Source organism: Parasedimentitalea maritima (assembly GCF_005771405.1).
GTDB lineage: Bacteria > Pseudomonadota > Alphaproteobacteria > Rhodobacterales > Rhodobacteraceae > Parasedimentitalea > Parasedimentitalea maritima.
On the sequence record NZ_VAUA01000009.1, the window covers coordinates 198,477 to 211,666 of the forward strand.

Below are 13,190 nucleotides of genomic sequence, written 5' to 3' on the forward strand. Positions count from 1 at the left end.
CCCCGATGAAAACCGAACTCTCCGCTTTTGCCCTGGTTATTACAGCCAGCAGCGCCATAGCCGATACCACAGTCCAGAGCTGCAATCGCAATGTGACCTTTGCCAAACCCCCAAGGGCTGCCGTTTCAAATGACGTAAATCTGACCGAAATGATGCTGGTCCTTGGACTGGCTGACCGCATGGTCGGATACACTGGTGTTTCCGGGTGGAAGACACTGGACGCAAAGATGCGCACCGGTATCAAGGAACTTCCCGAGCTGTCAGCCAAATATCCAAGCAAAGAAGTGCTGATCGGAGCTGATGCCGATTTCTTCTTTGCTGGCTGGAACTATGGCATGAAAGTCGGCGGTGAAATCACGCCTGAGACACTCGATCCATTTGGTATCCAGGTTTACGAATTGACTGAAAGCTGCATTCACATTGGCAGCAAACCCAAGGTCAGCATGGACGACATGTATAATGATCTGTTGAATCTAGGCCGTATTTTTGATGTCGAAGCCAAGGCAGAAGCTCTGGTCGGTGCATACAGGGCCGAACTGGAAACCTTCACTAGCGAGCTGAAAGAGGGCCCCGAGCCATTGCGGGTCTTTGTCTATGACAGCGGCGAAGAAGCCCCCTTTACTGCCGGTCGCTATGCCATGCCCACCGCCTTGATCGAAGCTGCCGGCGGTATCAACATCATGAGTGATTTCGAAAAAAGCTGGGCCAAGGTGACTTGGGAAGAAGTTGTTGAGCGCAATCCCGAAGTGGTGGTGATCGTGAATTATGGTGACGTAACGGCGGCACAAAAACGCGAATTCATGATGTCGAACCCGGCCTTTGCTGGGATCGACGCTGTGCAGAACGATCGTTTCACGGTCCTGGAGTATGTCGAAGCCACCCCCGGCCCGCGTAACATACAGGCGATCAAGTCTCTCGCCTCATCTTTCTGGGGACACTGAAAGATGACCGACATAGGCTTGGCCAGACCCAGTTCTCGATCCCCCGACAGGCGATTGGGCCCGGTCATCATTGGCGGTTTTCTGATACTGCTTATGTCGGTCAGCGTCGCAGTCTCAGTGGGGGCAATATCTGTCCCCATCACTACAGTTTGGGGCGTCATAACAAACAAGTTTTCGCCGGGCCTGATTGATCCGGATTGGTCGCAAGGCCGGGCGGCAATTGTTTGGGACATCCGCTTTCCACGCGCTCTACTGGCCGCGATGGTTGGGGCTGGGCTGGGGCTGGTGGGGGCCTCTTTGCAGGCAGTGACCCGCAACCCTTTGGCAGATCCGCATCTGTTGGGTATCTCTTCTGGTGGTGCCTTTGGTGCAATTCTGGCCCTTTTACACACAGGGCTGTTTCTGGGTCTGCTAACCGTTCCTCTCATGGCTTTTGTCGGCGCATTGGGTGCGACTTTGTTGGTACTCGTGGTCTCCCGGTTTTCTGGCGCGGCCAGCGCAGATCGATTGGTGCTAGTTGGTGTCGCCGTGTCGTTCATCATCATGGCCGGGGCAAATATTTTGATATTTCTCGGCGACCAGCGCGCCACTCATACAGTGGTCTTCTGGATGCTGGGAGGTCTGGGTCTGGCGCAGTGGTCTCATCTGGCCTATCCGCTTGTGATCCTCATCTTCTGTAGTGGGTGGCTCTGGCTCCGCAGTCCTGACTTGAACGCCATGACCATCGGTGATGAAACAGCCACAACCCTGGGCATTCCGGTGGCCCGGTTTCGCCTCGAAGTGTTTGTGACCGGCGCACTGATCACCGGGGTCATGGTCGCGTTCTCGGGCATTATCGGCTTTGTCGGCCTGATGGTGCCCCATATTGTGCGCTTGCTGGTGGGTGGCGATTATCGAAGAGTGCTACCTACTTCGGCCCTGTTTGGTGCCATTTTCCTACTTTGGGCTGACATTGTGGCGCGGACCATTATGGCACCCGAAGACATGCCAATTGGCATTGTGACAGGTCTGATCGGTGGGCTGTTTTTTGTTTGGGTACTAGGGCGAAAATAGAGCCCCAAAGCCACCAGGCACGGGCAGGTCCAATAGCGTGCCGCCCGTGTCTTTGCACTCAATGGAAATCTCGACTTGGAAAGAGCCTCTTTGCCTGTTCACGTGGATGGCGGGCCGTTTTAACCGGGGTTTGTCGGGGGGCGTCATCGGCTTGCGGCAAGGTGATCCCAATTGCGCTGTCCATCGGGTGCCCAAGGTCGCTAAGGTGATGTGACAGATCCTCGATGTTCTGTGCAATAAGATGCACTACGATTCCTTCCCGTTGCAAATACCCGGTGACCCGCAAAAGCCGCCCCCCCATGACACTGCGCCGAAACTGCTTATAGGCCTTTGCCCAGATCACCACATTGGATACACCGGTTTCATCCTCAAGCGTCAGGAAGACGACCCCAGAGGCAGTACCGGGCCTTTGGCGTGTGATGACCAGCCCGCAAACACTGGTGCGGCCAAGTGGTGCAGTTGCCAGCGCCGCATGGGTGGTCAGATCTGGTATGTTGGGGCGTAGCAACTCCATCGGGTGGGCCCGCAGCGACAGGCGCATCGCGACGTAATCCTCAACCACCTCTTCTCCCAGGTTCATAGTGGGCAGGGTCACGTTAGGCTCATGGATACCTTCCCCTTCAAATGGATCATTAAACAGCGGCAATGGGGTTTGCGCCCGCAGCGCCTTGACCCGCCACAGTGCATTGCGCCGTCCCAGTCCCATATCGCAAAAGGCATCCGCTTCGGCCAAGCGCTCCAGCGCTGCGGGTTTCAACCCAGCCCGCAACCAAAGGCTTTCGGGATCTGGATAACCATTGCCACGTGCCGCCACGATCCAGACGGCATCTTCCTCCCGGAATCCCTTAATCTGGCGAAACCCAAGCCGCAGCGCCAATGTATCATCAGCGCGGCGCTCCAGCGTATTGTCCCAGGCGCTATTATTGGCGCAAATTGGCCGAACTTCGATTTGGTGTTCACGGGCATCTCGTACGATCTGAGCCGGCGCATAAAACCCCATCGGCTGGGAGTTGAGCAAAGCACAGGCAAACACCGTAGGATGATGACATTTCAACCAGGCTGAGACATAGGCCAACAGGGCAAAAGCTGCCGCATGACTTTCAGGAAAGCCATATTCAGCAAAGCCTTCGAGTTGAGAGAAACAGCGGTCGGCAAAATCGGGTTCATAACCACGGTCCAGCATGCCGCGCACAAACCGCTCCTTGAATGTGCCGATTGTCCCCATTCGTCGAAACGTCGCCAAAGAACGCCGCAGTCGATCCGCCTCCTCCGGGCTGAACCCAGCGGCAACCACGGCAATCTGCATCGCCTGCTCCTGAAACAGCGGCACCCCCATGGTTTTGCCTAACACCTGCTCCAGCTCGGGCGATGGGTAATGCACCGGTTCCTTGCCTTGTCGACGGTTGATATAGGGATGCACCATGCCCCCCTGGATCGGGCCTGGACGAACAATGGCGACCTCAATCACCAAATCATAGAACTCGCGCGGTTTCATTCGAGGCAGGAAATTCATCTGCGCACGGCTTTCGACCTGAAACACCCCAATCGCATCAGCGACACATAACATGTCATAGGTCGCTTTGTCCTTTGTAGGGACCGTGGCAATGGAATAGTTTGTCCCCCCATTCTGAGCAATCAGATCAAAACTTTTGCGAATACAGGTCAGCATCCCAAGGCTCAGAATATCAATCTTGAGAATACCCAGACTGTCGATATCATCCTTGTCCCACTCAATTACCGTGCGATCCTCCATCGCGGCATTCTCAATCGGACACAGCTCATCCAGTCGCGCATTGGTGACAATGAACCCGCCTACGTGTTGTGACAGGTGACGGGGGAAACCGATGATCTCACCAATCAACCGGATGGTCTGGGCAAGGCGGCGATTATTCAGATCCAGCCCCAGCTCGCGAATGCGTTCAGGATCTGCACCCCCATTGGACTGGCCCCAAATTTGCCCGGACAAATTGGCGGTGACATCCTGCGACAGCCCCATGACCTTGCCAACCTCGTTGATCGCCGCCCGCGAGCGGAAGTGGATCACCGTAGCGCAAAGCCCAGCACGGTGGCGGCCATACTTTTTGTAGATATGCTGGATCACCTCTTCACGGCGCTCGTGTTCAAAATCGACATCGATATCCGGTGGTTCGCCACGATGTTCTGACACAAACCGTTCAACAACCATGGTGATGGTCTCTGGGCTGACATCGGTGATGCCAAGCAGATAACACAGGATGGAATTGCCCGCAGACCCACGCCCCTGACATAGAATTCCCTGCGATCTGGCAAATTGCACGATGTCATGCACGGTTAAGAAATAGGCCGGGAACTTCAATTTCTCGACCAGCGCCAGTTCCTTTTTAACCTGCGCCTGGGCTTTTTCCGACGCGCCATCGGGGTAGCGACGCACCAGCCCTTCAGCCGCCAATCGGGCCAATCGCGCCTGTGGAGCCTCGCCTTGTGAAATCTCGTCCGGGTATTCATAGGAAAGCTGTGACAGGCAAAATCCACAGCGTGCCGCAATCTCCAACGTACGTCGGAGCGCGGCAGGATGCCGGTGAAAAACCCGCTCCATATCCCCTGCACCTTTCAGACGGCGTTCCCCATTAGGCAGGGCACGGGTGCCAATTTGATCAATGGTGATATGTTCACGCATACAGGTCAGCACATCGGCCAGTTGGCGTCGCTTGGCATGGTGCATCAAAACATCTCCAATCGTCACCATTGGCGCGGCGACGCGTAGAGAAAGGTCCATGCAGCAATCCAAATACGCCTGATCAGCCCCGTTATATTTAGGCGCCGCACCTAAAAATATATGACCAGGATAGCGGCTCACTGCCGCCTGAATATGCTGAGCTGTATTTGGTGCGCCAAGCCCCTTCTGCGGCAAGGCAATCAAGATGATCCCTGTACAGCCCTCCAGCATATCCTGCATGTCCAGGTGGCACCCCCCTTTCTCTGCCCGTCTTTTTCCGAGTGTTAAAAGGCGCGACAACCGTGCATAGGCAGGGCGATCCTGCGGCAGGGCAATCCAATCCACCGAACTGTCACGTAGCACCAGACGGCACCCAACAATCAGCTTGGGCAAGGGCACAGCCGGACCTGCGTCACGGCGCAATTCCTTAAGCGCCGAATAGGCCCGCACCACGCCGGCCAGAGAATTCCGATCGGTAATAGCGATGGCTTCCAGACCAAGCTCAACAGCACGAGTGACCAGTTCCTCGGGATGAGACGCCCCTGTCAGGAAAGTAAAATTTGAGGTGACACACAGTTCTGCGTAGCTCATGCAAACTCCCCCTGCACAAACCATCCCGGTTTCTGGGGAGTATAAAACAACCACAAACGGCGCCCCTGTTTGGTGTCTACCTTCCAGTAATCACGCAGCCCCGAGCTCCAGTTTTCATCGGCAAGCCACCACTCAGGCGCAATCCGTTCTGGTCCGGTTGCCTTACCTGTCGCAAATGACATCCGACGCCAGCGAAACCGTTCAGGGGGGCGCTTGCCAATCCCTGCAATTGCCTCAGGCGGGAACAGGTGCAAAGGACGCGGACGTTGTGCAAGCCAGGGGCCCTCGGGGGTGGAATAGGCTGCAGGCGCAATGATAAAACTGTGTTCAGGGATATGGCTATCCGCGGGCAGGAAACGTTGTACATTTTCCAACCCAATCCGTGTGCCTATCCGCGTTATCAAATCATCCAACCTATCCTTATTTTGATTGCCAACATGGTTCATTTGCTGAACCGGAAGCGGTTCAACTCCAATGGCCTCAAGACGAAGTTGATCAATTCCATACCCCGCATCCACCTGCCCTACTCCACGCTCGAATAATGGCAAAATGCGCGCGGCATCCCGCAGAGGGCGCGCCAGCCGCAATTCAACCTGCTGGCTCGCCTGATCAACGCGACGCAATGTAAGTTGCAAAACCCGCGCGCCTTTTTCATCCTTCTTCAACTTGCTGCAAAGTTGCTCCAGCAGGCGCTCGGTTCCAGCCATCACATCCGCGCTCAAACCAATTGGCTCGGGTAGTGTCATGCGCACCCCGTAATGAGCGGGCGGGCGCAGTGGCGAAATGTCCTCAGGCAACTCCCCCACTGCCTGATCCAATCGGTGCAGGACCTCTTTGCCAAAGCGTCGCGTCACCGTGGCGCGCGGCAAGGCAATCAGATCTGCAATCTGCTGCACCCCAAGCCGCTGCAGGGCAACCACGGTTTTTTCCTCGAGGCGCAACGCAGCAACCGGCAGTGACGTTATCTGCTCCGGCGTAGCGCCTTCCTCAGCCATGGTTCTATCAAAATGCGCCAACCCCCAAGCCGCCCCACGCGTATCACCCAAGCCAATGCGCACAGTTATCCCTGCTCGGGCCATCCGAAGGCGCATATCACCCAGCATCGCGGCCTCACCGCCGAACAAATGCGCCGACCCTGCAATGTTGAGCACCAAGCCATCCGCCCCGTCGAGGCCAACCCAGGGACAGTACCGCCCCGCCCACCGGGCTAAAATTCGCAGAAAATACCGGTCAGCCTCAGGATCCGCAGGGCAGCTTCTTAGACTAGGGCAAAAGGCGCGTGCATCCGAAAACCCCATGCCACGCTGCAATCCCATCTGTTCAGCCTGTGCATTCAAACAATAAATCCGGTCACTATTGCCTTGGTGTTGAATCAGTGCAAAAGGCGCATCAATCGGCTGTGTCCGTCCAACCCGTTCACTGGGTAGCCTTGGAAACCACAATGATACGACACGTCTGCGCATCCCACCTTACATCCCATGCAGCCAATGTTCCCGATTTGTTCTTTGTAATTTCCCAACGCTGCAGAGTCGAGTCCTGCTGATCAAAAACTGGGGCGCAACGCCAGCGGGTTTCCGCAGCATTGTTACCCTGACCTTCGGGAATAATGCACAGCCCGGTGCTTTCTCCTGCTTGCGCCGCCAGTTGCAACCGCCGCCCCGCAGTGAAGCTAAGCGGCTGGTGAAGTTCAATCACCACCAAGTTTACCACGCCAGATCGCAGCGCCTCTTCGGCCACCGCCAAACCATCTGTCTGATCTTTCGTTTTGACTCGCAGTAGGTTTTGCGGATCCATATAGGAAGAAAACCCTATGGGGTTGATGTGCCCCGCAATCCAATCCTCACAAATCCAAAGGACAGCCCCGCCCAAGTAGCCGCCCAAAGCAAAGGCAAATGATTGCGCATTTGGGAGACAAATCTCATGGGTTCGGCCCGTGCGTAGCGGGAAATTTTGAAAGAAACTGGTGGTCATCTTTGTATCCTACACACAAACTTCGCAAGTTACCCTACACTGGTAGTTCCCGTTCTAAAACTAGTGGTGTTCAAAGGTAAAATCCTCTCGGCAACATGACTGAGGAGAATTGTGGATGTAAACCCCGGGCTTTAGCGAAGCTCAGTAAGCTTCATCCCGATTGTTAGGTTGCATCCGACTTGAGTTAGGCCACAGCTGCACGCCTCCGGTCTGACAGTCTTGTTGAAAATGGCTCTCTCTCATGACAACCAGTCAGCCTGTCTAAATCACATGACGGCGCCGATTTGCCATGGAACAAACTCGTTGTTTCCCAACCCAAGGGCTTCGGATTTGCTCACTTGGCCGGATGCAGTCGCGCGGATCAGATCAAATATCTGCTGGCCTTTGTCCGCAATGCTGATCGCGCCAGAAATGATATCTCCGGTACCCAAGTCCATATCATCGGGCATTTGGGCAAAAAGGCGATCGGACGTAGCCAGTTTGATCGTCGGCGCAGGCTTAGAGCCGAACGCAGACCCACGGCCTGTGGTGAACACAACAATCTGCGCCCCTCCTGCGATCTGCCCTGTCACAGAAACGGGGTCGTAACCTGGCGTGTCCATGAACACGAAACCTTCATCACACACTGTCTCAGCATAGTCATAGACCGCCATCAGTGGCGTCGTCCCTGCTTTGGCCACTGCGCCAAGGGATTTTTCAAGGATCGTGGTGATCCCACCTTGCTTGTTGCCTGGACTGGGATTGTTGTCCATGGAGCCACCGTTTTGCGCAACGTAGCTTTCCCACCACTTGATTTGGCCAATCAGTTTCTCTGCCACCTGTGCGCTACTCGCCCGGCTCAGCAATATCTGTTCAGCCCCGTAGATTTCGGGGGTTTCGGACAGAATGGCAGTCCCACCTTGGGCCACAATCAAATCGCTCGCGACCCCTAGCGCAGGGTTGGCCGTAATCCCTGAAAACCCGTCCGAGCCGCCACATTGCAATGCCACGCGCAGCGCGCTCATTGGCTGTGAACTACGTGTCGCGAGGTTAACCAGAGGCGCGATGTCAGCCACATGAGCCTTGATGGATGCAATGGTCGCAAGTGTACCACCCGTCTCCTGGATGGTCAGAGTATGAAACCGGTCGGTGCCTGCATCGCCAAAATGCGAGCGCATACGCGCAACCTGCATGACCTCGCAGCCCAACCCCACAAACAATGTGGCCCCAACATTGGGGTGGGTCGCATGGCCCCATAACACCCGTTCAAGAATGTCGTAACCCGACCCGCTTGCCGCCATGCCGCAACCTGTGCCGTGCGCAAGGGCAACAACGCCGTCGACATTCGAATAAGACGCCAGCATCCCACTGGTCTCAATCTCAGCCGCAGCGCGACGGATCACGCTGGCCGAACAATTCACCGTCGCTACAAGGGCAATGTAATTGCGAGTACCAACACGGCCATCAGTACGTTTGAACCCTTGAAAATCACGCGTAAGCAGCTTGGCAGTGCTGCACGTGAGGCAACCAAAGCTGACCCGATGTTGTAGCCTTTCTCGGGCGTCGCGAAGGTGCAATTGTGGCTATGCACATGGGCACCTACCGGAATATCTTGCGTTGCATGCCCGATGAATTGTCCAAACTTTACCACAGGCGCGCCCGCTCGCAGGTCAACCCGCGCAATCTTGTGGCCTGCGGGTATAGGCCCGGCCAGTGCCGTACCCAAGCCAAGTGGAGCGTCGCCTGCCATTGCACGTACGGTTAAAACGGACACGGTATCATTAGGGTGCAAAATCAACGGTGCAGACATAATTTAACTACTCAAGGCGCGGATAACGCCGCGCAACTCTGCCAAACCTTTCAATCGGCCAATCAACGGATATCCTGGGATCAAGTCGCGTGTCAGGTCAGACAGCATATGGTGGCCGTGATCGGGGCGAAACGGTATGTTATGGTCGCTGCGCCCAGTATCTCGACGGCGTGCCTCCTCTTGCAAAATCACACGGACCAAGGCGACCATATCGGTATCTCCGTCCAGATGGGCAGCCTCTTCAAATGATCCATTGGGGTCTTTGCGCACATTGCGCAGGTGCACAAAATGGATGCGTTGAGCAACTTTGGCAGCGATCGCGGGTACATCATTGGCCGGATTGGCCCCCAGAGAGCCGGCGCAGAGCGTCACACCGTTGGCCCGGCTGTCATAGGCATCCATTACCCAATCCAAATCGTCACCGCTTGAAACGATCCGGGGCAGCCCAAGAATATCGCGGGGCGGATCATCTTGATGCACGCAGAGACGCATGCCCAGCTCTTCAGCCGTTGGAACAACTTCCTGCAAGAAGCGATGGTAATTCGCCCGCAACGCTGCGCGGTCCATATCGGCATAACTTTCGAGGATGTTGCGCAGACCGATCACATCATAACGCTCAAACGCGCCCGGTAGCCCTGCCATGATTGCAGCCAATAGGTCGTCACGGTCATTTTGAGTTGCTTGCTGGAACCATGCCGCTGCGCGATGGCGCACGTCTTCTGGGTAGTCATCCTCAGCCGCGCGGCGGCCCAGCATATGAATTTCAAACGCGGCCATTCTTACAGCGTCAAAACGCAGGCATGTGGCACCATTGGAAACTGGGGCGGCCAAATCAGTGCGTGTCCAATCCAGCAGCGGCATAAAGTTGTAGCAAATTGTTTTCACGCCCTCAGAGGCGAGATTGGCCATGGACTGTCTGTAATTGGCAAACAGCTGCCTCAAATCCCCTTCGCCCCGCTTAATGTGTTCATGGACCGGCAGGCTTTCTACGACGTTCCATTCAAACCCAGCCTTTTGTATCAGCCTCTTGCGCGCGGCAATCGAGTCGACAGGCCAAACTTCCCCGTACGGAATGTCGTGCAGTGCTGTCACGATATCGCGCGCGCCTGTCTGAGCCACCTCACTCAGCGAGATAGTGTCGAATTCACCGTACCACCGCCAGCTTTCGATCATACTGTCACCTCTTGTGCTGATTGACGAGCACCCTTGGTCCAGAGCTGCTGTGCTGCTTGGGTAACGGGTTCCGCTAATTGGCCCGCAAGGTCTTCGTCGAAAATCTCACGCATTGACAGAATGGCTGCTACGATATCGGCTGGAGTGTCATCGATCCCCGCTGCACCGCGCAATTGCTCGGCCAACGGGTCGCGGACATCAATCGGCTGCCCAGACTCATCTGTGCCACTAGCGTAGCGCATCCACGCCGCCACCGCGAGGTACAGGCAAGGTGAAGGGCGGCCTGCCGCGATGTTCTCGCGCAGGGTACCAAGCAACCGTTGAGGCAGTTTCTGGCTGCCATCCATGGCGATTTGCCACGTCCGGTGCTGAATGGCGGGGTCGGCGTAGCGCTCGAATAGCGTATCGGCGTATACATCAAGAATGACGCTGTCAGGAGGTGTCACGGCAGGGATAATCTCGGCCCAGAGCGCGCGCGCAAAGGTGGCGAAAACTGGATCGGAAATTGTCTGATCAATCGTTTCATGACCTGCCAAATAGCCTGTGTAGGCCAGCGCGGAATGAGTCCCGTTCAGCATTCGTAGCTTCATATGCTCGTGGGCGGTGACATCGGCCACCATTTCAGCACCAGCAGCCGCCAGATCGGGGCGTTCCCCCCCTACAAAGTCGTCTTCGATTGCCCATTGGGAAAATGGCTCATGCATCACCGGGGCGGCATCTTTTACCCCGGTAAGGGTCGCGACACGGGCGATATCATCTTTGGTGGTGGCAGGCGTTATGCGGTCCACCATTGTGCAGGGGAAACGACCCTCTGCTGCAATCCAGTCAGCCAAACCTGGATCAATCCGGCGTGCCATATCCAATACCACGCCGCGAACGACACATCCGTTTTCAGGCAAATTATCGCAGCTCAGCACTGTAAACGGAGCGATGCCTGCCGCGCGTCGCCTCTGCAACGCACCCACTAGAAAACCGATAGCTGAGACGGGCAAGTCATGTGTCAAATCATGCTGCACATCAGGATGATCGGGATTTAACGTTCCAGTTGCCGGATTGTGGCAATAGCCTTTTTCAGTGACTGTCAGCGACACGATTTTAACCGCCGGATCAACCATAACAGCCAGCACCGCCATGGGATCTTCTGGGGCCACCAGAACATCGTTGAGAACATTGATCTGGCGCGGCACAACGTTGTTCTCGGCCAATGAGACCGCGGTATATTTCCAGTCTTGCGCGCGCAGTGCATCGCGCGTGGTTGGACTGCGAAGCGAGACGCCGACAATGCCCCAATCGACACCTGATGCAGCCATAGCATCAGCCACATATACGCAGCCAAAAGCCCGGAAAAATGCGCCTAAACCCAGATGTACAATTCCGGTTGCCGGGCTTGATTGCAAAGCTTTATCGGGCAAGCCAGCCTCCATCTACGTTTAAGACGGCGCCATGCACGTAGGCCGCCGCCGGTGTGCAGAGATACACCGCAGCACCCGCAATATCCGACGGGTTCCCCCAGTGTCCGGCGGGAATTCGGTCAAGAATGGATTGATTGCGAGCCGGATCGGCGCGCAGGGCTTGTGTGTTGTTGGTCTCGATATAACCCGGGGCTACAGCGTTCACATTGATGCCCTGTGCAGCCCATTCATTGGCCAACAGTTTGGTCAGTCCTGCCACACCGTGTTTGGAGGCTGTGTAGGACGGCACGCGGATGCCCCCCTGAAACGATAGCAAGGAAGCGATGTTCACAACTGCCCCCTGCCCGCCGCGCCCCAACACTGCCTTGGCAAAAGCCCGCGTGGTGAAGAACAGCGCCTTCAGGTTCACATCCATCACCGCGTCCCAGTCGTCTTCTGTGAAATTCACCGCATCATTGCGCCGGATAATGCCTGCGTTGTTGACCAGAATGTCGATATCTTGGTCTGCGAACAGGGTTTGCCCGGCCATAGGATCACTGAAATCCACGCTCAGGTTTGCGGCTTTACCACCAAGCTTTTCAATTTCGAGCAAGGTTTCATCAGATGGTCGGCGGCCAGCACAGATGACGTCAGCGCCAGCTTGCGCAAGACCAATGGCAATTGCTTGTCCGATACCTGTATTGGCCCCTGTCACCAGGGCGCGGCGCCCTGCAAGAGAGAACGGATTGTTCACCGCAAATCCCCCATGGCAACCATATCCATGTCTGTGAAATCGACATTATCGCCGGCCATCGCCCAGCAGAATGTGTAGGCACCGGTGCCAGCCCCACAATGCACCGACCACGGCGGTGAAATCACCGCTTCTTCGTTGGCCATCACGATATGGCGGGTTTGGTCAGGCTCACCCATGATGTGGAAAACCCGCTGGTCTGCGCCTACATCAAAATACAGGTACGCTTCCATCCGACGATCGTGCAGGTGTGCGGGCATCGTGTTCCACACTGATCCTTCGGCAAACTGAGTGTACCCCATGACAAGCTGGCAAGTCTCGGCAACTTCGGGATGCAGAAACTGCAGAATAACGCGCTCGTTCGCTGTTTCGCGGGCGCCCATTTCGACCCGGCGTGCATTGGCCAGCCTGATCAGTCTGGTGGGGCAGCTGCGATGTGCAGGCGCGGACAAAAGATAGAAGCGGCCAGGGCCGGAAAAGCTCACCGGGCCAGCGCCCATACCGACATACAGCACTTCGCCGCGTTCCAGAATATGGTCCTCACCATCCACGCTGACGGTACCGGTGTCGCCCACATTTAAGACACCCAATTCGCGTCGCTCTAGGAAAGATGCAGTACCCGTTTCTGGCATGTGATCCAGTGTCAACGTTCCGTTTCCGGGCACCGCCGATCCCAGAATCAGCCGGTCGTAATGACTGTAAACAAGGTTGATTTCACCTTCGGCGAATAACTCACCAACATGGAAATGATCCCTGAGTTGATCCGTGTCCAGCGTCTTGGCGGTGGCTGGATCGATGGCATAGCGAGTTTGGCTTTTCAGCATGGTCATGTCTT

General features: G+C 56.0%; 11 protein-coding genes. 2 read left to right on the top strand and 9 right to left on the bottom strand.

The window, feature by feature from the left end; genetic code table 11:
• Positions 1 to 5: 5 nt before the first annotated feature.
• A complete protein-coding gene (locus tag FEE96_RS17645) occupies positions 6 to 941 on the top strand; it encodes an ABC transporter substrate-binding protein (protein WP_138164440.1) in 936 nt (311 codons plus the stop codon).
• Between the two features lie 3 nt (positions 942 to 944).
• On the top strand, positions 945 to 1,994 hold the full coding sequence (locus tag FEE96_RS17650; protein ID WP_138164441.1) for a FecCD family ABC transporter permease: 1,050 nt from the start codon (positions 945 to 947) through the stop codon (positions 1,992 to 1,994).
• Between the two features lie 58 nt (positions 1,995 to 2,052).
• On the opposite strand, the gene FEE96_RS17655 is transcribed toward FEE96_RS17650, so the two are convergent.
• From FEE96_RS17655 to kduI, 9 genes are all read right to left on the bottom strand, one after another.
• On the bottom strand, positions 2,053 to 5,280 hold the full coding sequence (locus tag FEE96_RS17655) for an error-prone DNA polymerase (protein ID WP_138164442.1): 3,228 nt from the start codon (positions 5,278 to 5,280) through the stop codon (positions 2,053 to 2,055).
• A complete protein-coding gene (locus tag FEE96_RS17660; RefSeq protein WP_138164443.1) occupies positions 5,277 to 6,743 on the bottom strand; it encodes a Y-family DNA polymerase in 1,467 nt (488 codons plus the stop codon). Before FEE96_RS17660 ends, FEE96_RS17655 begins: the two co-directional genes overlap by 4 nt.
• On the bottom strand, positions 6,697 to 7,251 hold the full coding sequence (locus FEE96_RS17665; RefSeq protein ID WP_138164444.1) for an ImuA family protein: 555 nt from the start codon (positions 7,249 to 7,251) through the stop codon (positions 6,697 to 6,699). Before FEE96_RS17665 ends, FEE96_RS17660 begins: the two co-directional genes overlap by 47 nt.
• A gap of 266 nt (positions 7,252 to 7,517) precedes the next feature.
• On the bottom strand, positions 7,518 to 8,651 hold the full coding sequence (locus tag FEE96_RS17670; RefSeq protein ID WP_342770974.1) for a UxaA family hydrolase: 1,134 nt from the start codon (positions 8,649 to 8,651) through the stop codon (positions 7,518 to 7,520).
• Positions 8,652 to 8,656: 5 nt separating this feature from the next.
• Positions 8,657 to 9,040, bottom strand: a complete 384-nt coding sequence (locus FEE96_RS24060; RefSeq protein WP_342770975.1) for a UxaA family hydrolase — start codon at positions 9,038 to 9,040, stop codon at positions 8,657 to 8,659.
• A 3-nt stretch (positions 9,041 to 9,043) separates the two neighbouring features.
• Positions 9,044 to 10,213, bottom strand: coding sequence for a mannonate dehydratase (gene uxuA, locus FEE96_RS17675; protein WP_138164445.1), 1,170 nt, complete (start codon positions 10,211 to 10,213; stop codon positions 9,044 to 9,046).
• Positions 10,210 to 11,637 carry a mannitol dehydrogenase family protein gene (locus FEE96_RS17680; RefSeq protein ID WP_138164446.1) on the bottom strand — a complete coding sequence of 476 codons (1,428 nt, stop codon included), beginning with the start codon at positions 11,635 to 11,637 and terminating at the stop codon, positions 10,210 to 10,212. The genes uxuA and FEE96_RS17680 overlap by 4 nt, the downstream gene beginning before the upstream one ends.
• Positions 11,615 to 12,358, bottom strand: a complete 744-nt coding sequence (kduD, locus tag FEE96_RS17685) for a 2-dehydro-3-deoxy-D-gluconate 5-dehydrogenase KduD (RefSeq protein WP_138164447.1) — start codon at positions 12,356 to 12,358, stop codon at positions 11,615 to 11,617. The genes FEE96_RS17680 and kduD overlap by 23 nt, the downstream gene beginning before the upstream one ends.
• The gene (gene kduI, locus FEE96_RS17690; RefSeq protein ID WP_138164485.1) at positions 12,355 to 13,179 is read right to left on the bottom strand and encodes a 5-dehydro-4-deoxy-D-glucuronate isomerase; all 825 of its coding nucleotides are present in this window, start codon (positions 13,177 to 13,179) and stop codon (positions 12,355 to 12,357) included. Before kduI ends, kduD begins: the two co-directional genes overlap by 4 nt.
• Positions 13,180 to 13,190: the final 11 nt, after the last annotated feature.

Bases quoted from the DNA above. Each gene is read 5' to 3' on its own strand.
- FEE96_RS17660 (WP_138164443.1), bottom strand. From the start codon at position 6,743: ATGCGCAGACGTGTCGTATCATTGTGGTTTCCAAGGCTACCCAGTGAA.
- FEE96_RS17655 (WP_138164442.1), bottom strand. From the start codon at position 5,280: ATGAGCTACGCAGAACTGTGTGTCACCTCAAATTTTACTTTCCTGACA.
- FEE96_RS17645 (WP_138164440.1), top strand. From the start codon at position 6: ATGAAAACCGAACTCTCCGCTTTTGCCCTGGTTATTACAGCCAGCAGC.
- FEE96_RS17650 (WP_138164441.1), top strand. From the start codon at position 945: ATGACCGACATAGGCTTGGCCAGACCCAGTTCTCGATCCCCCGACAGG.
- FEE96_RS17680 (WP_138164446.1), bottom strand. From the start codon at position 11,637: ATGGAGGCTGGCTTGCCCGATAAAGCTTTGCAATCAAGCCCGGCAACC.
- FEE96_RS17665 (WP_138164444.1), bottom strand. From the start codon at position 7,251: ATGACCACCAGTTTCTTTCAAAATTTCCCGCTACGCACGGGCCGAACC.
- FEE96_RS24060 (WP_342770975.1), bottom strand. From the start codon at position 9,040: ATGTCTGCACCGTTGATTTTGCACCCTAATGATACCGTGTCCGTTTTA.
- uxuA (WP_138164445.1), bottom strand. From the start codon at position 10,213: ATGATCGAAAGCTGGCGGTGGTACGGTGAATTCGACACTATCTCGCTG.
- kduI (WP_138164485.1), bottom strand. From the start codon at position 13,179: ATGCTGAAAAGCCAAACTCGCTATGCCATCGATCCAGCCACCGCCAAG.